This is a genomic window from Streptomyces sp. NPDC057137, from assembly GCF_042670825.1.
Taxonomy (GTDB): domain Bacteria; phylum Actinomycetota; class Actinomycetes; order Streptomycetales; family Streptomycetaceae; genus Streptomyces.
Genome location: NZ_JBHUUW010000009.1, coordinates 127,636 through 146,241 on the forward strand (window position 1 = coordinate 127,636; position 18,606 = coordinate 146,241).

General features: G+C 70.6%; 17 protein-coding genes. 8 read left to right on the top strand and 9 right to left on the bottom strand.

Going from position 1 to position 18,606, the window contains the following annotated elements; translation table 11 throughout:
* Positions 1 to 51 precede the first annotated feature (51 nt).
* The 3 genes from ACFT9I_RS10675 to ACFT9I_RS10685 are packed head-to-tail and all read left to right on the top strand — an operon-like array spanning position 52 to position 2,821.
* Positions 52 to 987 carry an ABC transporter ATP-binding protein gene (locus tag ACFT9I_RS10675; protein WP_382562813.1) on the top strand — a complete coding sequence of 312 codons (936 nt, stop codon included), beginning with the start codon at positions 52 to 54 and terminating at the stop codon, positions 985 to 987.
* On the top strand, positions 984 to 1,787 hold the full coding sequence (locus ACFT9I_RS10680) for an ABC transporter permease (protein ID WP_382562815.1): 804 nt from the start codon (positions 984 to 986) through the stop codon (positions 1,785 to 1,787). Before ACFT9I_RS10675 ends, ACFT9I_RS10680 begins: the two co-directional genes overlap by 4 nt.
* Before the next feature lie 56 nt (positions 1,788 to 1,843).
* On the top strand, positions 1,844 to 2,821 hold the full coding sequence (locus ACFT9I_RS10685; RefSeq protein WP_382562817.1) for a heme A synthase: 978 nt from the start codon (positions 1,844 to 1,846) through the stop codon (positions 2,819 to 2,821).
* A gap of 26 nt (positions 2,822 to 2,847) precedes the next feature.
* Here the strand turns inward: ACFT9I_RS10685 and ACFT9I_RS10690 are convergent, their stop codons facing one another.
* From ACFT9I_RS10690 to ACFT9I_RS10700, 3 genes are all read right to left on the bottom strand, one after another.
* Entirely contained in the window at positions 2,848 to 3,966 is a 1,119-nt protein-coding gene (locus ACFT9I_RS10690; RefSeq protein WP_382562818.1) for an amidohydrolase, read from the bottom strand.
* Between the two features lie 99 nt (positions 3,967 to 4,065).
* Positions 4,066 to 4,437, bottom strand: coding sequence for a hypothetical protein (locus ACFT9I_RS10695; RefSeq protein WP_382562820.1), 372 nt, complete (start codon positions 4,435 to 4,437; stop codon positions 4,066 to 4,068).
* A 60-nt stretch (positions 4,438 to 4,497) separates the two neighbouring features.
* Positions 4,498 to 5,445, bottom strand: a complete 948-nt coding sequence (locus ACFT9I_RS10700; RefSeq protein ID WP_382562822.1) for a heme o synthase — start codon at positions 5,443 to 5,445, stop codon at positions 4,498 to 4,500.
* A gap of 370 nt (positions 5,446 to 5,815) precedes the next feature.
* Here ACFT9I_RS10700 and tkt point away from each other — a divergent pair, with 370 nt between their 5' ends.
* The 5 genes from tkt to pgl are packed head-to-tail and all read left to right on the top strand — an operon-like array spanning position 5,816 to position 12,376.
* Positions 5,816 to 7,894, top strand: coding sequence for a transketolase (gene tkt, locus ACFT9I_RS10705; RefSeq protein WP_382562824.1), 2,079 nt, complete (start codon positions 5,816 to 5,818; stop codon positions 7,892 to 7,894).
* Positions 7,895 to 7,928: 34 nt separating this feature from the next.
* A complete protein-coding gene (gene tal / locus ACFT9I_RS10710; RefSeq protein ID WP_382562826.1) occupies positions 7,929 to 9,047 on the top strand; it encodes a transaldolase in 1,119 nt (372 codons plus the stop codon).
* A 4-nt stretch (positions 9,048 to 9,051) separates the two neighbouring features.
* Positions 9,052 to 10,584: a glucose-6-phosphate dehydrogenase gene (gene zwf, locus ACFT9I_RS10715; protein ID WP_382562828.1), complete on the top strand. Its 1,533-nt coding sequence runs from the start codon at positions 9,052 to 9,054 to the stop codon at positions 10,582 to 10,584.
* Positions 10,581 to 11,597 (top strand): glucose-6-phosphate dehydrogenase assembly protein OpcA, encoded by a 1,017-nt coding sequence (opcA, locus tag ACFT9I_RS10720; RefSeq protein ID WP_382562830.1) that lies wholly within the window; start codon positions 10,581 to 10,583, stop codon positions 11,595 to 11,597. Before zwf ends, opcA begins: the two co-directional genes overlap by 4 nt.
* Positions 11,594 to 12,376, top strand: a complete 783-nt coding sequence (pgl, locus tag ACFT9I_RS10725; protein WP_382562832.1) for a 6-phosphogluconolactonase — start codon at positions 11,594 to 11,596, stop codon at positions 12,374 to 12,376. Before opcA ends, pgl begins: the two co-directional genes overlap by 4 nt.
* A gap of 228 nt (positions 12,377 to 12,604) precedes the next feature.
* On the opposite strand, the gene ACFT9I_RS10730 is transcribed toward pgl, so the two are convergent.
* The 6 genes from ACFT9I_RS10730 to secG all read right to left on the bottom strand — a co-directional run bounded on the left by ACFT9I_RS10730 (position 12,605) and on the right by secG (position 18,538).
* Positions 12,605 to 14,119: a PH domain-containing protein gene (locus tag ACFT9I_RS10730; RefSeq protein ID WP_382562834.1), complete on the bottom strand. Its 1,515-nt coding sequence runs from the start codon at positions 14,117 to 14,119 to the stop codon at positions 12,605 to 12,607.
* Entirely contained in the window at positions 14,116 to 14,613 is a 498-nt protein-coding gene (locus tag ACFT9I_RS10735) for a PH domain-containing protein (RefSeq protein ID WP_382562835.1), read from the bottom strand. The genes ACFT9I_RS10730 and ACFT9I_RS10735 overlap by 4 nt, the downstream gene beginning before the upstream one ends.
* Positions 14,614 to 14,617: 4 nt before the next feature.
* Positions 14,618 to 16,297 (bottom strand): glucose-6-phosphate isomerase, encoded by a 1,680-nt coding sequence (gene pgi, locus ACFT9I_RS10740; protein WP_382562837.1) that lies wholly within the window; start codon positions 16,295 to 16,297, stop codon positions 14,618 to 14,620.
* Positions 16,298 to 16,366: 69 nt separating this feature from the next.
* Positions 16,367 to 17,554 carry an MFS transporter gene (locus ACFT9I_RS10745; protein ID WP_382562911.1) on the bottom strand — a complete coding sequence of 396 codons (1,188 nt, stop codon included), beginning with the start codon at positions 17,552 to 17,554 and terminating at the stop codon, positions 16,367 to 16,369.
* A 231-nt stretch (positions 17,555 to 17,785) separates the two neighbouring features.
* A complete protein-coding gene (locus tag ACFT9I_RS10750; protein WP_382562839.1) occupies positions 17,786 to 18,121 on the bottom strand; it encodes an RNA polymerase-binding protein RbpA in 336 nt (111 codons plus the stop codon).
* 180 nt (positions 18,122 to 18,301) lie between these two features.
* Positions 18,302 to 18,538 carry a preprotein translocase subunit SecG gene (gene secG, locus ACFT9I_RS10755; protein ID WP_354607055.1) on the bottom strand — a complete coding sequence of 79 codons (237 nt, stop codon included), beginning with the start codon at positions 18,536 to 18,538 and terminating at the stop codon, positions 18,302 to 18,304.
* Positions 18,539 to 18,606: the final 68 nt, after the last annotated feature.

The window sequence follows — 18,606 nt, forward strand, 5'->3', positions numbered from 1 at the left end:
TTTGACCGCCCCCGGAACCGGGGCCCCGGGGCCGCTGCCTAGACTCACGGCATGCGCAGCGTCGTCGGAGAGCCGGTGGTCCAGGTCCGGGGCCTGGTCAAGCGGTACGGGGCCAGGACCGCCGTGAACGGCCTCGACCTGGTGTTCCGGGCGGGCACGGTGTCCGCGGTCCTCGGCCCCAACGGAGCCGGCAAGACCACCACGATCGAGACCTGCGAGGGCTATCGCAGGCCGGACGAGGGCACCGTACGCGTCCTCGGACTCGATCCCGTGGCCGACGCGGCGCGGCTGCGCCCCCGGATCGGCGTGATGCTCCAGTCGGGTGGCGTGTACTCGGGCGCCCGCGCGGAGGAGATGCTGCGCCACATGGCCGCACTGCACGCGAACCCGCTGGACGTGACCGCGCTGATCGAACGTCTCGGGCTCGGCGGCTGCGGCCGTACGGCCTACCGGCGGCTCTCCGGCGGCCAGCAGCAGCGGCTCTCGCTCGCCATGGCGGTCGTCGGCCGGCCCGAGCTGGTGTTCCTGGACGAGCCGACCGCGGGGCTCGACCCGCAGGCCCGCCGCTCCACCTGGGACCTGGTGCGCGAGCTGCGCGCCGACGGCGTGACCACGGTGCTCACCACGCACTTCATGGACGAGGCCGAGGAACTGGCCGACGACGTCGCCATCGTCGACGCCGGCCGGGTCGTGGCGCACGGCACCACCGAGGAGCTGTGCCGGGGCGGCGCCGAGAACACCCTGCGCTTCACCGGCCGCCCCGGACTCGACGTCGGCTCGCTCCTCAAGGCACTGCCCGACGGATCGGCCGCCGCCGAACTGACGCCGGGCGCCTACCGGATCGGCGGCACGATCGACCCGCAGCTGCTCGCGACGGTGACGTCCTGGTGCGCGCAGCACGGGGTGATGCCGGAGAAGATCTCCGTCGAGCGGCACACGCTGGAGGACGTCTTCCTCGAACTGACCGGCAAGGAGCTGCGTCCATGAGCACCGATACGGAGATGAGTACCGGTGCGGGGACGGGCGCCGGTACGTACACACCCGCCCCGGGCGCGGCGCCGCTGTCGCGGATGATCGCCGCGCAGACGGCCTTCGAGACGAAGATGCTGCTGCGCAACGGTGAGCAGCTGCTGCTGACCGTGATCATCCCGAGTCTGCTGCTGGTGCTGTTCTCGACCGTCGACATCATCGACACGGGCTCGGGCGCGTCGGTCGACTTCCTGGCCCCCGGCGTCCTCGCGCTGGCCGTGATGTCGACGGCCTTCACCGGACAGGCCATCGCGACGGGCTTCGAGCGGCGCTACGGGGTGCTGAAGCGGCTCGGCGCGTCGCCCCTGCCGCGCTGGGCCCTGATGACCGCCAAGACACTCTCGGTCCTGGTGACGGAAGTGCTCCAGATCGTGCTGCTGGCGGTCATCGCGTTCGCGCTCGGCTGGTCGCCGGAGGGCAATCCCTTCGCCGTGACTCTGCTGCTCGCCCTCGGGACGGCCGCGTTCTCCGGGCTCGGGCTGCTGATGGCGGGCACGCTCAAGGCCGAGGCGACGCTGGCCGCGGCGAATCTGGTGTTCGTGCTGCTGCTGGTGGGCGGCGGCGTGATCGTACCGATGGACAAGTTCCCCGAGGTGGCACAGACGTTGCTCGGTCTGCTGCCGATCTCGGCCCTCTCCGAGGGGCTGCGGGACGTGCTCCAGCACGGTGCGGGGATGCCCTGGGACGATCTCGGGGTGCTGGCGGTCTGGGCGGTGCTCGGGCTCGGGGCGGCGGCCCGTCTCTTCCGCTGGGAGTAGCGCGCCGACGCGCGCGGGGACCCCCTCGTGACTGCGTTCACAAACGCCCGCCTACCATGGTTGCCGTGTGGAACCCCCTCGACTACATCGCCCAGCGCTGGACGCCCTCCCCCCGAATCCTCCGGCGCGCCGCGCTCTCCGCCGTCGTGATGACCGTCGTCATCATCGTCACCGGCGGGGCCGTCCGGCTCACGGGCTCCGGGCTCGGCTGCGACACCTGGCCGAAGTGCACGGACGACAGCCTGTTCGCGACGCCCGAGCAGGGTCTGCACGGCGCGATCGAGTTCGGCAACCGGATGCTGACGTACGTCCTGTCGGCCGCCGTCGGCTGGGCGATCGTGGCGGCCAGGTCGGCCAAGCCCCGGCGGCGCGGCCTCACCCGGCTCGCCTGGAGCATGTTCTGGCTGGTGGTGGTGAACGCCGTCATGGGCGGCATCACGGTCCATATGCAGCTCAACCCCTGGACGGTGGCCGTCCACTTCCTGCTCGCCAATGCCCTGCTCACCGTCACCGTGCTCGTCTGGCAGCGCACCGGCGAGGGCGACTCGACGCCCCGGCCGCGGGTCCCCCGTCCCGTACGGAAGCTGTCCTGGGCGCTGATCGTCACAACGGTGGTGCTGATCACCCTGGGAACGACGGTGACCGGTTCCGGCAAGCACGCGGGCGACAGCAGCGAGGTGCCGCGCATGCCGTGGAACTGGATCGACGCGGCGCACGTCCACTCCGCCGCGGCCTGGCTGGTCTGCGCGCTGGCGATCGCGATGTGGCTGGTGCTGCGTGTCGTGGACGCCCCGGACGACACCCGCGCGAGGGCGCGTGACCTGCTGATCGTCCTGCTCGCGCAGGGCGGTATCGGTTACGTCCAGTTCTTCACCGACGTGCCCGAGTTCCTGGTCGGCGTCCATATGCTCGGCTCCGCGCTCACCTGGATCGCGGTGCTGCGGCTCGCGTTGAGCCTGCGGGAGCGGCCCGTGGCGGACCCGGCGATCCCGGCGCAGGCGGACCCGGCCGACCCGGCGCTGTCCACGGCCTGAGCCCGTCGCGACGACCTGACGACCCGTCAGATCCCGTCCAGGCCGTAGACCCGGCGGGCGTTGCCCGAGGCGATCATCTCCGCGACGCGCTGCGCGTCGGCGACCGCCCACGAGCCGTCCGCCGCCCAGCCGCCGAGCACCCGCGTCAGCGCCTGCCGGAAGACTCTCGCGCCCACCACGTGCAGTTCGGGCAGCCCGCGCGCGCCGCTGGAGTAGAGCAGCTTCCCGAACGGCGCCAGCTCCAGCACCTCCGCCAGTACGTCCGCCGCGCGGGCCCCGGTGTGCGCGAGGGCCGGGCCGAGATCGGCGTACACGTGCGGGAAGGCCCCGGCGAGCCGCGCGGCGTGCCGGTGGTACGGCCTGCCGTACAGCAGGACCAGGTCGGTGCCGAGCCCGGCCGTGGCCGCCGCGAAGCCCGCGATCTGCGCCGGACCGCCGCCGGAACAGACGCCCGGGCACTCCTCGGCGCCGCCGCCCGCGTGCAGTTGGAGCGGCAGCCCGGTGGCGACGGCGGTCCACAGCAGATGCCGCAGCAGTACGGGGTCGGTGAGCCGGCCGCCCACCCGCCGCCGGGCGAGCCAGCGTCCGGCGGCGGCGCGTACCTCGCCGGCTCCCGGCGGTTCGGACGCCGGGGCGGCGGCGTGGCGCAGGGCGGTCACGGACACGAAGGCGACGGCGGAACCGGCCGCCGTGTGCACGGCGTGGGCGAGGTTGGCGAGCAGCGAGTCGACGGTGCCCGAGGTGTCGGCCACCTGCTGGGCGAGCAGTTCGAGCCGTACGATCTCGCGGGCCTCGGCGGCGCCGGCCGCCGCGAGCTCCTCGGGGCCGGTCAGATCGCCGGGCAGCCCGGTGTCGACCAGATAGGTGGTGATGCCGGTGCCGCGCAACAGCCGCCGCCCGGCCTCCAGGACGCCGAGTTCCCGGCGCCGGGCGAGATAGCCGGCGGGTGAGGTGTGCGGCTCCAGTCCGAGGAGCGGCGGGCACCAGCGCCGTACGGCGAATCCGGTCTGGGTGTCGAAGAAGGTGGTGCCCGCGGCGGGCGGGCCCGCGGTCCTGCCGAGCTGGGCCTCGAAGGTGCCGAGGCCCAGCTCCGTACGGAGCACGCCGTGGCAGTTCTGGTCCACCAGAGTCGTTGTCTCGATCATGGCGCTTCCCGTCGTGGACCGTATCCCTACAGTCCTAACGGGTAAGGCGCGCTCGGGTGTTGGTCTGCCCGGCGATCGAGGTCCGCGCGGGCGACCGCGCTACCCGTTGGCGGGCCCGCCGACCTGGATGCCGGCCATGCGGGTCCACTCGTACGGGCCGGTGCGGACCCTCGCGGCGAACGCGCCGTCGAAGGACTCGTGCACGGTGATCCCGGCCTTCTCGACGGCCTTCAGCGCCACGTCGTGCGAGGGGGCGACCAGATCGCCCCAGTCGCCGTCCTGCGCCACGAGCACGATGCGGGTGCCGGCCTGGCCCAGATACGCGAGCCGGCCCTCGGCGGTACCGCCGTGCCGTTTCGCGAACGCGCCGATCTGCTTGGCCAGTCGGGCCGCGCGCCGCTCGTCCCGTACGGCCTGCCGGCTCGCACGCGCGCCGTCGCCGGTCTGCTCGTCAACCTCGGTCTCTGCCATGGCCGACATGCTACCGACGGGTAGCCGTACGAGCGAGGGAAGGGGCCCGCGAGGGAAGGTCTACCGAAGGAAGGGGTCCACCGCGACGGCCACGAAGAGCAGCGAGACATAGGTGATCGACCAGTGGAACAGCCGCATCTCCTTGAGCTTGCCGCCCGTCGCACCGGACTTGGCGCGCGACTGGAGCCCGTGCGCCTCCCAGAGCCACCAGCCGCCCGCCACCAGGGCCACCGCCGTGTAGAACCAGCCGGTGTAGCCGAGCGGCGTCAGCAGCAACGACACCGCGACCATCACCCAGCTGTAGAGCACGATCTGGCGGGCCACGACCTGGTTCGACGCGACGACGGGGAGCATGGGCACGCCCACCCGCGCGTAGTCCTCGCGCACCTTCATCGACAGCGGCCAGTAGTGCGGCGGCGTCCAGAAGAACATGACGAGGAAGAGGATGACGGCGGCCCAGGACAGCGAGTTGGTGACGGCCGACCAGCCGATGAAGACCGGCATACAGCCGGCGATGCCGCCCCAGACGATGTTCTGCGAGGTGCGCCGCTTGAGGATCATCGTGTAGACGACGACGTAGAAGAGGAGCGCGCCGAGCGCGAGCGCCGCCGACAGCCAGTTGACGAGCAGACCGAACCAGAGCGTCGAGATCACGGCCAGGGCGAGCCCGAAGACGAGGCCCTCACGCGGCGACACCATGCCGGTGACCAGCGGGCGCTGCGACGTACGGTCCATCAGCGCGTCGATGTCGCGGTCGATGTACATGTTCAGCGCGTTGGCACCGCCGGCGGACAGATAGCCGCCGACGCAGGTGACGAGTACCAGCCACATGTCCGGTACGCCCTGCTCGGCCAGGAACATCACCGGGACGGTGGTGATGAGCAGCAGCTCGATGATCCGTGGTTTGGTCAGCGCCACGAACGCTTTGACGCGGGCCCCGAACGGCCGATGGCCCCCCGGGCTCGGAGTCAGGACGACCCCTGCGGGTCGGGACTCGACGGCCGTCACGCACACCCCAGACAGAGAAATCCCAGCAAGCTCCGGGCGTGAAGGCCCGATAAAGACTTGCGCGTACCACGCCACTCTAGACGTTGCCCATACGTCGTTCTTCGCGGGGGTGGGCTCGTGTTGACGCCTGGTCGGAGCCCCCGGCGCGCGGTCGGGCCGAGTGTCGAACTCCGGCGCGCGGTCGCCCCCGAGAGGCGTGCCGGACACTCTCCCGGCACCCGCCCTGCACCTGCCCGGCACCCTGACGGTGTCTCTTCTTTACTGAAGTGGACGGGAATGGTCGCGCGCCGCCACGAGGGTAGGCTCGACAGCGAACCGGTGCGCCCTCAGACACCGGGATTCGACATGTGGAGAGGAGCCCTGACTCAGGGTGAGCACCAAGCCGACCACCACAGATCTCGAAGAGTGGACCGACCTGGACCGCAAGGCGGTCGATACCGTCCGCGTCCTGGCCATGGATGCCGTACAGAAGGTCGGCAACGGCCATCCCGGTACGGCGATGAGCCTGGCGCCCGCCGCCTACGTGCTCTTCCAGAAGCTGATGCGGCACGACCCGGCCGACGCGCAGTGGACCGGACGCGACCGGTTCATTCTCTCCGCGGGCCACTCGTCGCTGACTCTCTACATCCAGCTGTATCTCGCGGGCTACGGCCTGGAGCTGGACGACCTGAAGGCGTTCCGCACCTGGGGGTCGAAGACCCCGGGGCACCCGGAGTACGGCCACACGGTCGGCGTCGAGACCACCACCGGGCCGCTCGGCCAGGGTGTCGCCAACGGTGTGGGCATGGCGATGGCCTCCCGTTACGAGCGCGGCATGTACGACCCGGACGCGGCCCCGGGCACCTCTCCCTTCGACCACACCATCTGGGTGATCGCGGGTGACGGCTGTCTCCAGGAGGGTGTCTCCGGCGAGGCGTCGTCGCTGGCCGGCCACCAGAAGCTGGGCAACCTCGTCCTGCTGTGGGACGACAACCACATCTCCATCGAGGGTGACACCGAGACGGCCGTCTCCGAGGACACCCTCAAGCGGTACGAGGCGTACGGCTGGCACGTCCAGCGCGTCGAGCAGCTGCCGAGCGGCGACCTCGACCCGGCGGGTCTGGCGCGTGCGCTGAAGGCCGCGCAGGACGAGACCGAGCGCCCCTCGTTCATCGCCGCGCGCTCGATCATCGCCTGGCCCGCCCCGCACGCGCAGAACACCGAGGCCGCGCACGGCTCGGCGCTGGGCGACGAGGAGGTCGCCGCGACCAAGCGGGTGCTGGGCTTCGACCCCGAGCAGACCTTCGAGGTCGACGACGAGGTCCTGGCGCACACGCGTCAGGCGCTCGACCGGGGCCGGGAGACGCGCGCCGAGTGGGAGAAGACGTTCGCCGCGTGGCGTACGGCCAACCCCGAGCGCGCCGCGACGTTCGACCGGGTCCGCGCGGGCGAGCTGCCCGAGGGCTGGGAGAAGAAGCTCCCCGTCTTCGAGACCGGCAAGGGTGTCGCCACCCGCGCCGCGTCCGGCAAGGTGCTCCAGGCGCTCGGTGCGGTCATTCCCGAACTGTGGGGCGGCTCCGCCGACCTCGCGGGGTCCAACAACACCACGATCGACAAGACGTCGTCGTTCCTCCCGGCGGGCAACCCGCTGCCGGAGGCCGACCCGTACGGCCGCACGGTGCACTACGGCATCCGTGAGCACGCCATGGGTTCGACGATGAACGGCATCGCGCTGCACGGCAACACCCGTATCTACGGCGGCACTTTCCTGGTGTTCTCCGACTACATGCGCCCGGCCGTCCGGCTCGCCGCGCTGATGCAGGTGCCCGTCACCTACGTCTGGACGCACGACTCGGTCGGTCTCGGCGAGGACGGCCCGACGCACCAGCCGGTCGAGCACCTGTCCGTCCTGCGTGCCATCCCCGGTCTCAACATCGTGCGTCCCGCCGACGCCAACGAGACGGCGATCGCGTGGCGCGAGATCCTCAAGCGGCACGCCAAGGGCGCGCCGCACGGACTGGCGCTGACGCGTCAGGGTGTGCCGACGTACGAGGCCAACGAGGGCGCGGCCAAGGGCGGTTACGTGCTCTTCGAGGCCGAGGGCGGTGAGCCCCAGGTGGTGCTGATCGGTACGGGCTCCGAGGTGCAGCTGGCCGTCGAGGCGCGCGAGCAGCTTCAGGCCGCGGGCATCGCGACCCGTGTGGTGTCGATGCCGTCGGTCGAGTGGTTCGAGGAGCAGGACCAGGCGTACCGGGACAGTGTCCTGCCGCCTTCCGTGAAGGCGCGGGTGGCGGTCGAGGCCGGGATCGGGCTCACCTGGCACCGTTTCGTGGGCGAGGCCGGCCGCATCGTCTCGCTGGAGCACTTCGGCGCTTCGGCCGACGGCAAGGTCCTCTTCCAGGAGTTCGGATTCACCGCGGACGCCGTCGCGTCCGCCGCTCGGGAATCTCTCGCCGCCGTGGCGCGCTGACGCAGGTATACGACAAGTAGGAGATGCAACTCTCATGACAGACGCACTCAAGCGCCTCTCCGACGAAGGCGTCGCGATCTGGCTCGACGACCTGTCGCGCAAGCGCATCACATCCGGCAACCTCGCCGAACTCATGGACCAGCAGCACGTCGTGGGCGTGACCACCAACCCCTCGATCTTCCAGAAGGCGATCTCGGAGGGCGACGGTTACGAGACCCAGCTCACCGACCTCGCGACCCGCCGGGTCACCGTCGAGGAAGCCGTCCGCATGATCACGACGGCGGACGTCCGTGACGCCGCCGACATCCTGCGGCCGGTCTTCGACGAGACGCAGGGCCAGGACGGCCGTGTCTCCATCGAGGTCGACCCCCGGCTGGCCCACAACACGGCGGCGACCATCGCCGAGGCCAAGCAGCTCGCCTGGCTGGTGGACCGTCCGAACACCCTCATCAAGATCCCGGCCACGAAGGCGGGCCTCCCGGCGATCACCGAGACGATTGCCCGGGGCATCAGTGTCAATGTGACGCTGATCTTCTCGCTGGAGCGCTACCGCGAGGTCATGGACGCGTACATCTCCGGTCTGGAGAAGGCGAAGGACGCGGGCCTCGACCTCTCGAAGATCTACTCGGTGGCGTCCTTCTTCGTGTCCCGTGTGGACACCGAGATCGACAAGCGGCTCGACGCGCTGGGCACGGACGAGGCGAAGGCCGCGCGCGGCAAGGCCGCCGTCGCCAACGCCCGGCTGGCCTACGAGGCGTACGAAGACGTCTTCGGCGCCGACCGCTGGGCGGCGCTGGACCGTGTCCAGGCCAACAAGCAGCGGCCGCTGTGGGCCTCGACGGGCGTCAAGGACCCCGCGTACCGGGACACGATGTACGTCGACGACCTGGTCGCCCCGCACACCGTGAACACCATGCCGGAAGCCACTCTGGACGCTGTCGCCGAGCACGGAGCGGTCACCGGTGACACCGTGAGGGGTACGTACGACCAGGCGCGCGCGGATCTCGAAGCCATCGAGAAGCTGGGCATCTCCTACGACGACGTCGTCCAGGTGCTTGAGGACGAGGGCGTCGAGAAGTTCGAGAAGGCCTGGACCGACCTGCTCAAGTCGACCGAGGCGGAACTCAAGCGCCTCGCCCCTTCGGAGGACTGAACCCTTGACCGCAACCCACGGAGCGAATCCGCTTCGTGACGCCGCGGACCGACGGCTCCCGCGTATCGCGGGGCCGTCGGGCCTGGTCATCTTTGGCGTCACGGGCGATTTGTCCCGTAAGAAATTGATGCCGGCCGTCTATGACCTCGCCAACCGCGGCCTGCTGCCGCCGGGCTTCTCGCTCGTCGGCTACGCCCGTCGTGAGTGGCAGGACGAGGATTTCGCGGCGGAGGTCCACGACGCCGTCAAGGCGCACGCCCGTACGCCGTTCCGGGAGGAGGTCTGGCAGCAGCTCATCCAGGGGATGCGCTTCGTCCAGGGTGACTTCGACGACGACCAGGCCTTCGAGAACCTGAAGTCCACGATCGAGGACCTCGACAAGGTGCAGGGCACGGGCGGCAACTTCGCCTTCTACCTCTCCGTACCGCCGAAGTTCTTCCCGAAGGTCGTCAAGCAGCTCAAGAAGCACGGGCTGGCCGACCAGAAGGACGGCTCCTGGCGGCGCGCCGTCATCGAGAAGCCGTTCGGCCACGACCTGGTCTCCGCGCAGGAGCTCAACAAGGTCGTGCACGAGGTCTTCCCGTCCAACGAGGTCTTCCGGATCGACCACTACCTGGGCAAGGAGACCGTCCAGAACATTCTGGCGCTGCGCTTCGCGAACACCCTCTTCGAGCCGATCTGGAACCGGTCGTACGTCGACCATGTGCAGATCACCATGGCCGAGGACATCGGCATCGGCGGCCGGGCCGGCTACTACGACGGCATCGGCGCCGCGCGCGACGTCATCCAGAACCACCTCCTGCAGCTCCTGGCGCTCACCGCCATGGAGGAGCCCGCCTCCTTCGACGCGGACGCGCTGGCCGCCGAGAAGACCAAGGTCCTCGGCGCCGTACGGCTGCCGCACGACCTCGGCAAGGACACGGTGCGCGGGCAGTACGCCGCGGGCTGGCAGGGCGGCGAGAAGGCCGTCGGCTATCTGCAGGAAGACGGCATCGACCCCAAGTCGAAGACCGACACCTACGCCGCGGTGAAGGTGGAGATCGACAACCGCCGCTGGGCGGGCGTCCCGTTCTACCTCCGTACCGGCAAACGGCTCGGCCGCCGGGTCACCGAGATCGCGGTCGTCTTCCAGCGGGCCCCGCACTCCCCCTTCGACCACACGGCCACCGAGGAGCTGGGGCAGAACGCCCTGGTCATCCGGGTCCAGCCGGACGAGGGCGTGACCATGCGGTTCGGTTCGAAGGTGCCCGGCACGGCCATGGAGGTGCGGGACGTCTCGATGGACTTCGCCTACGGCGAGTCCTTCACGGAGTCCAGCCCCGAGGCGTACGAGCGACTGCTGCTCGACGTGCTGCTCGGTGACTCCAACCTCTTCCCCCGTACGGAGGAGGTCGAGCTGTCCTGGAAGATCCTCGACCCGATCGAGCAGTACTGGGACAAGCACGGCAAGCCCGCGCAGTACGAGTCCGGGACCTGGGGTCCGGTCGAGGCGGACGAAATGCTCGCACGACACGGACGGAGCTGGCGTCGGCCATGAAGATCGACCTTACGGACACCACGTCCAGCAAGATCAACAAGGCGCTGGTAGAGGGGCGCCGGGCGATCGGCACCCCGGCCGTCGGCATGGTCCTCACCCTGGTCCTCGTCACCGACGAGGAGAACGCCTACGACGCGCTCAAGGCCGCCAACGAGGCGTCCCGCGAGCACCCGTCCCGCAAGCTGGTCGTCGTCAAGCGGGTCTCCCGCTCGGCACGCGACCGGTCCAAGGCACGTCTCGACGCCGAGGTGCGGGTGGGCGTGGAGGCCGGCACCGGCGAGACGGTCGTGCTGCGGCTGTACGGGGACGTCATCGACCACGCCCAGTCGGTCGTCCTGCCGCTGCTGCTGCCCGACGCGCCGGTCGTGGTGTGGTGGGCGGCCAACGCCCCGGACAACCCCGCGAAGGACCCGCTGGGCACACTGGCCCAGCGGCGGGTGACGGACACGTACGCCGCCGAGAACCCGATCGAGGAGCTCAAGGCCCGCGCCGCCGTCTACACACCCGGCGACACGGACCTGGCGTGGAGCCGGATCACCCCGTGGCGTTCGATGCTGGCCGCCGCGCTGGACCAGGTCGACTGCAAGGTCACCTCGGTCCGGGTGGAGGGCGAGGAGCTGAACGCGAGCTGCGAGCTGCTCGGCATGTGGCTGGCGGAGCGGCTGCACGTCCCGGTCACCCGCTCGGTCTCGGCCGGGCCCGGCCTCACGGCCGTCCGGATGGAGACCGACTGCGGGCGGATCGAGCTGCGGCGGACGGACGGCTCCCTGGCGACGCTGGCCATCGAGGGCCAGCCGGACCGGGCGGTGGCGCTCAACCGGCGCGAGACCTCGGAGCTGATCGCCGAGGAGCTGCGCAGGCTGGACCCGGACGACACGTACGCGGCGACGCTGCGGTTCGGCGTGGACCGGCTGGAGTCGGCGGACCCCGAGAAGTCCGGCGACGCCGCCCCGCCGGCGAAGAAGGCGGCTCCGGCGCGTGCGACGGCCGCCAAGAAGGCGGCGTCGAAGTGAGCGTGCCGCAACTCGTCGTCCACCGCGACAAGGAGCTGATGGCGCAGGCCGTGGCGGCCCGGCTGATCACGAAGATCGTGGACGCCCAGGCCGCGCGCGGTTCCGCGTCGATCGTCCTCACGGGCGGGCGCAACGGCAACGGCCTGCTGGCCGCGCTGTCGACCGCGCCCGCCCGGGACGCGGTCGACTGGACCCGGCTCGACCTCTGGTGGGGCGACGAACGCTTCCTGCCGGAGGGCGACCCGGAGCGCAACATCACCCAGGCGCGGTCCGCGCTGCTGGACTCGGTGCCGCTGGACCCCTCACGGGTGCACGCGATGCCGGCATCCGACGGCCCGTACGGCTCCGACATCGAGGCGGCGGCGGCCGCGTACGCGACCGAACTGGCCGCGTCCGCACGGCCGGAGGACCACGCCCGGGTCCCGTCCTTCGACGTCCTGATGCTCGGGGTCGGCCCGGACACGCATGTGGCCTCGCTCTTCCCGGAGCTGCCGGGCGTCCGGGAGACGGAACGAACGGTGATCGCCGTCCACGGCGCCCCGAAGCCGCCACCGCTGCGCATCTCCCTGACCCTGCCGGCGATCCGTGCGGCGCACGAGGTCTGGCTGCTGGCGGCGGGCGAGGACAAGGCGGAGGCGGCGGAGATCGCACTCTCCGGCGCGGGCGAGATCCAGGCCCCGGCGGCGGGCGCGTACGGCCGCGCGCGGACGCTGTGGCTGCTGGACGAGCCGGCGGCGTCGAAGCTGCCGCGGGGGCTGTATCCGGCGGGTTCGGCCTGACGCAGGGCCTTCGGCTGTGCCCTCAATCGCCGGGCGGGCTACAAAGTAGCCCCTCTGGCGTTTGAGGAGCGGGGCCCGGGGCGGAGCCCCGAAAACAGCCCGCCCGGCGTTTGAGGGCACGGCCGAAGGCCGTACGGGCCCGGGGCGAAGCCCCGGTTTCGGGAAGGGGCGGGTAGGGGAACAGGCCCCGCGCAGCGGCCCCCGCACCCCGCCACCCCCGCCGCGCCCCTACCGCTCCAGGAACGGCTCCAACAACCCCGGCACCGCCTCCGCCGCGAACGCCAACCCCTCCCCCACCGCCGCGTCGTGGACGGCGTACGCCCCCTCCCCCGCCGCGGTCGTCGCCAACAGCGTCACCAACCCCGCCCGCCGCTGAAAGTACGACTGCTTGACCGTCCACCCCACAACCCCACCCCTCTGCAGCGCGACGGTCGACCGCCGCACCGTCCCCGACCGCGCCACCAGATACCCCCCACTGAGCCCGTGCCCCAGACTGCGGTACGCGTCGAGCCCCAGCGCCACCGCACAAGGCACCAGCACCACCGCGCACCCGGCGGCGACGGACAGCAGCACGTCGCTCGTAAGCAGCAGACCGAGAAGCAGCAGGATCAGCACCGGCACCAGCGCCGAGCCCACCGCCCAGCGCAGCCGGCGCCCGCGCGCGGCGACCGGGTGCGGGACGAGGTCCGTCGCGCTCGTCGGGGACACCGTCTCGCGCAGGACCCGCGCCGCCACCTCGTCCGCCGTCGCCTTCGGCGCGGCCGGCAGCAGCGTCTTGAGGTCGGTGTGCTTGTCCTCGTCGTCCTGGGCGATCCCCGTGGCGACGGCGTCGACCCGCGCCGCCCCGACCAGCCGCACGCCCAGCGGCTCGACCAGTTCGACGCCCCGCAGCCTGCGTTCCTCTATCGAGACGGACCGTGACGTGAAGAGCCCGCGCCGCACCCGCAGGGTGCCGCCGGGCTCGCGTTCCAGCCGGTAGTTCCACCACATCTCGACCCAGAGGCCGAGCGAGCCGACTATGCCCGCGAGGAGCGCCGCGGCGACGAGGATCACGATCATCATGAGGATCGAGGTGTCCCGGAACCGGTCGCCGATCCAGTCGATCACCTCGTTCTGCACCCCGAACCAGTCGCTGACCTGCATCACACCGCCCGCCGCCGCTCCGCCCAGCAGGGGGGCCACGAAGGAGACGGGCGCGTATCCGATCCAGCGGGGGTCGAGGACGGCCAGCATGCCGTCCGGATGCGATCCGGACGCCGCCGACGTGCGGTCCAGAAGTTCCGTACGCAGGCGCTCCCCCTCCGCCCGGGTGACCGGGTCGAGTTCCAGGGTGGATTCGCCGCCGGTGTGCTCGCCCGTACCGATGCGGACCTTCACCAGGCCGAGTATCCGCAGCAGCAGGTTGGCTGTGAGGTCGACGGTCCTGATCCGTTCACGGCCCAGTGAGCGGCGTTTGACCAGCAACAGCCCGGTGTGGAGTTCGGCCCGGTCGGGGCCGATGCGGTAGCGGGTGCGGCGCCAGCGGACGTAGTCGGCGCCGGTGCCGCAGACGATCAGCAGCAGGGCCGGGGGCAGCACCCAGGCGAGCGCGCGCCACACCCCCATACCGCCGGACAGACCGATGACGGTCGGCACCCCGGCGCCCGCCGCGACGCTGGTCATGACGGCGGCGGTGACCAGCACGGTGCGCTTGTCGAGCTTGCGCCACTCCTCCCCCGGCGCGGGCACGGCGACGGTGCTCACGTCGCGTCCCCGGGGGTCGCCTGGGTGATGTGTGTCAGCTGTTCGGCCAGTTCGGCGGCCAGCTCATGGCCGAGCCCCCCGATCCGTACCGCTCCTTTGGAGGACGCGGTGGTGACGATGACGGTGGAGAGCTTGAACAGCTGCTCCAGCGGGCCCCGTACGGTGTCCACGGTCTGGATCCGGGACATCGGCGCGATCCGCCACTCCTGCCAGAAGTAGCCGGTACGGACGTAGACCGCCTCGTCCGTCACCTCCCAGCGGTGGACCCTGAACCACCACATCGGCATGACCACCGTGCAGATGAGGCCCAGCACCGCCACGACGGCGGCGGGGACCAGCAGCCAGGTGCGGGCCGGGGTTATGAGCCAGCCGAGCACCGCGAGGACGGCCACCGGCACCAGGGTGAGCAGCAGCCACCGCGCACGCCACCAGGCGACCGCCCTCTCGTTGAGCGTGTTGCTGGGCGGCCTGAGCCGCCGCTCCCCCTCGGTCATCGGCTCAACGCCCCCGCAGCGCCCGGTACTTCGCGACCAGTTCCGCCGTCGAGGCGTCCAGCGGCTTGTCGGCCGAGCTGTCGCGCCCACCGTCGATCTGGGTGAGGATCGGCTCGATCTCCTTGGCGAGGACCTTGCCCAGCTCGACGCCCCACTGGTCGAACGAGTCGATGTTCCACACGGCGCCCTGGACGAAGACCTTGTGCTCGTACAGCGCGATCAGCTGGCCGAGTACGGAGGGGGTCAGGGACTCGGCGAGGATCGTGGTCGTCGGATGGTTGCCCCGGAAGGTCTTGTGCGGCACCAGTTCGGCGGGGACGCCCTCGGCCCGGACCTCGGCGGGCGTCTTGCCGAAGGCCAGCGCCTGGGTCTGGGCGAAGAAGTTGGCCATCAGCAGGTCGTGCTGGGCGATCAGCCGGTGCGGCAGGTCGTCGACCGGCTGGGCGAAGCCGATGAAGTCGGCGGGGATGATCTTCGTACCCTGGTGGATCAACTGGTAGTACGCGTGCTGTCCGTTGGTGCCCGGGGTGCCCCAGACGACCGGTCCGGTCTGCCACTCGACCGGCTCGCCGTCGCGGTCCACGGACTTGCCGTTGGACTCCATGTCGAGCTGCTGGAGATACGCGGTGAACCGGGACAGGTAGTGGCTGTACGGCAGGACGGCGTGCGACTGGGCGTCGAAGAACGCCCCGTACCAGACCCCCAACAGGCCGAGCAGCAACGGCACGTTGGACTCGGCGGGCGCGGTGCGGAAGTGCTCGTCGACGAGGTGGAAGCCGTCGAGCATCTCGCGGAAGCGGTCGGGGCCGATCGCGATCATCAGGGAGAGACCGATGGCGGAGTCGAACGAGTACCGGCCGCCGACCCAGTCCCAGAACTCGAACATGTTCGTGGTGTCGATGCCGAATTCGGTGACCTTCTCACCGTTCGTGGACAGTGCCACGAAGTGCTTGGCCACTGCCTCCTGATCGGCCTGAAGCTCGGTCAGGAGCCAGTTGCGGGCCGAGGTGGCGTTGGTGATGGTCTCGATGGTGGTGAAAGTCTTGGACGCGATGATGAACAGCGTCTCGGCGGCGTCGAGATCGCGCACGGCCTCGTGCAGGTCGGCGCCATCGACGTTCGACACGAAACGGACCGTCAGATCGCGGTGGGTGAAGGACTTCAGTGCCTCGTACGCCATCGCGGGGCCCAGGTCGGAGCCGCCGATACCGATGTTGACGATGTTGCGGATCGGCCTGCCCGTGTGGCCGAGCCATTCGCCCGCCCTGACCTTCTCGGAGAAGGCGGCCATCTTGTCGAGGACGGCGTGCACGCCCGGCACGACGTTCTCGCCGTCGACCTCGACCACCGCGTCGCGCGGGGCGCGCAGCGCGGTGTGCAGGACCGCCCGGTCCTCGGTGGTGTTGATCTTCTCGCCGCGGAACATCGCGTCGCGCAGCTCGGCGACGCCGGTGGCCGCCGCCAGGTCACGCAGCAGCGTGAGCGTCTCGTCCGTCACCAACTGCTTCGAGTAGTCCAGGTAGAGGTCACCGACCTGGAGGGTGTAGCCGGCGCCGCGCGCCGGGTCCTCGGCGAACAGCTCCCGCAGACTCGTCTCCCCCAGCTGCTCACGGTGTTTGCCCAGTGCGCTCCACTGGGGCGTCCGGTTGAGCCTGGCGCGGCCTTCTGCCTTTTTGTCGGACATCTTGCTTCAGCCCACTTCTTCTCGTACGTGAGTGCCTGCGTGAGTGCGGTGCCCAGCTGCCCTCCCAACCTAATTGATCAGGGCGCCGAGCGAGGCGACGGCGAGCGTGAACGTACCGGCCGCCAGCAGCGCGGGCGTGTTGAGTCCCCAGGCGCTCGCGACCACACCGCCGAGCAGTGCGCCGAGCGGCGCCCCGCCGATGGCGAGCGTGCGGAAGGCGGAGTTGATGCGGCCCAGCATCTCGGCGGGGCTCCGCTCCTGGATCAGGGTCGCCTGGTTCACGTTCCACACCATGCCCATGACCGCGAACACCGCCATCGCGGCGATCGCCACCCACAGTTCACGGACCGTGCCGAGCACGACGAGCGCGCAGGTCTGGACGACTCCGGCGACGAAGACGCTCCGTATCCGCCCGATCCGGACGGCGAGCCGCGGTGCCACCAGTCCGCCGGCGACGCTCGCGACGCTGAATCCGGTGAGGACCGCCGCGTAACCGCTGTTGCCCGCGTCCAGCCAGCCGGTGACATGCAGGACCAGGGTGGCGATGAGGGCTCCCATGCCGATGTTCGACAGGGCGGTCGCCACGGACAGCCCCCGCAGCGCGCTGTCCCGCCACAGGGCACGCATCCCTTCCGCCATCTCCGCGCGCAGGGTGCCGCCGGCCGCCTTCGAGGCCTTCGCCGGTGCGTCGGTCCGCAGGGAGGCGATGAGCAGCGCGCCGACGGCATAGGTGGCCGCGTTGACGGCGAACGGGGCGGAGGCGCCGAGGATCAGGAGCGCGGGCACCAGCGGCGCCGCCAGGAAGCCGCTCGCGACGTGCTGGCCGGTCATGAGGCGGGCGTTGGCGCCGGCCAGCGTGTCACGGGGGACCACGGCGGGCAGCAGGGCCGTGGCGGCGTTGTCGAAGAGCGTCTGGAAGGTGGTCAGCAGGAAGGCCAGGGCGAGCAGCAGCGCGATCGTGCCGTGGTCGAGCGCGACCGCGAGCGCGAAGCCCGCCATCAGTACGCCGCGCACCAGGTCGACGGCCCACATCGCCCGGCGCTGGTCCACCCGGTCGGCGACAGCGCCGCCCAGCAGTCCGAACAGCAGCCAGGGCAGATAGCCGCAGGCGGTCACGGAGGCGATGAGCAGCGGGTCGTCGGTCAACGAGGCGGCCAGCAGCGGCAGTGCGGCGTTACGCAGCGAGTCCCCGAAGCGGGAGACGACAGCCGCGCTCCAGAGCCGTCCGAATCCCCCGCGCCACGCGGGCGCCGACACTTTCCGGGCCGCCGTGGTCCCAGGCGCGGTCGTCCCGGGCGCAGCGATCTCGGCCGCCGTCGTCCCGGTCGTTGTCTTCTCGGCCGCCGGCCCGCTCGCCGTCGCCTCGTCCGTCGTCACAACTCTCCCTTTCGGTCTTCCTGTTCGGACCGTAGGGGATGCCACTGACAATCGGCCGTCCGCGAAAGCGGCACCGGCCGGACACCTTTGGGTGTCCGGCCGGATCAATGTCTAGATCTCGCCACGCAGTTTGGCGAGGGCTTCGGCGAGAATCGCCTCGCCGTCCTCGTCGCTGCGCCGCTCTCGTACATAGGCGAGGTGTGTCTTGTACGGCTCGGTGCGCGGTGGGTCCGGCGGATTGTCCCGGTCCTGGCCGGCCGGGAATCCGCAGCGTGGGCAGTCCCACGTGTCCGGAACCTGCGCGTCATGGGCGAAGCTCGGCTGCGTCTCGTGCCCGTTGGAGCACCAGAAGGAGATGCGCAGGCGTGGCGCGGACTCGCCACGCTCGGCCTCACCCATCGGCCCCGCTCCGACCCGGCTTCCCCGGATCGCGTTGCCACTTGCCACGGTCGTAACTCCCTGCGTGAATGGTGCCGCAAGCATCAAGCGTCGAGAGGCAGCTCCGCTGTCGAGCGCCCCAGTCTACGTATGGCCCAACGCGCGTCCGGTGAGTGGAGTTACACCCCCACCGCCGGGACGCAGGGCCTCATGATAGGCCGCGCCCACGGCGACGTACCGTACGACTGGTCAGTTGTCCAGCTTCATCAGCAGACCAAGCACGACAATGCAGGCAAACCACGACATACCAACGACCACAGTGATGCGGTCGAGGTTGCGCTCGGCGACCGAGGAACCGCCGACGGACGACTGCATGCCGCCACCGAACATGTCGGAGAGGCCGCCGCCCTTCCCCTTGTGCATCAGCACCAGCAGCATCAGCAGCAGGCTGAAGACGATCAGGGCGATCGAGAACCCCATAATCACGGCTGGACCCTACTTTCCGGAATTCTCTCGAATTTAATCGGGATTGAACGGGACTGAACAGGACTGCA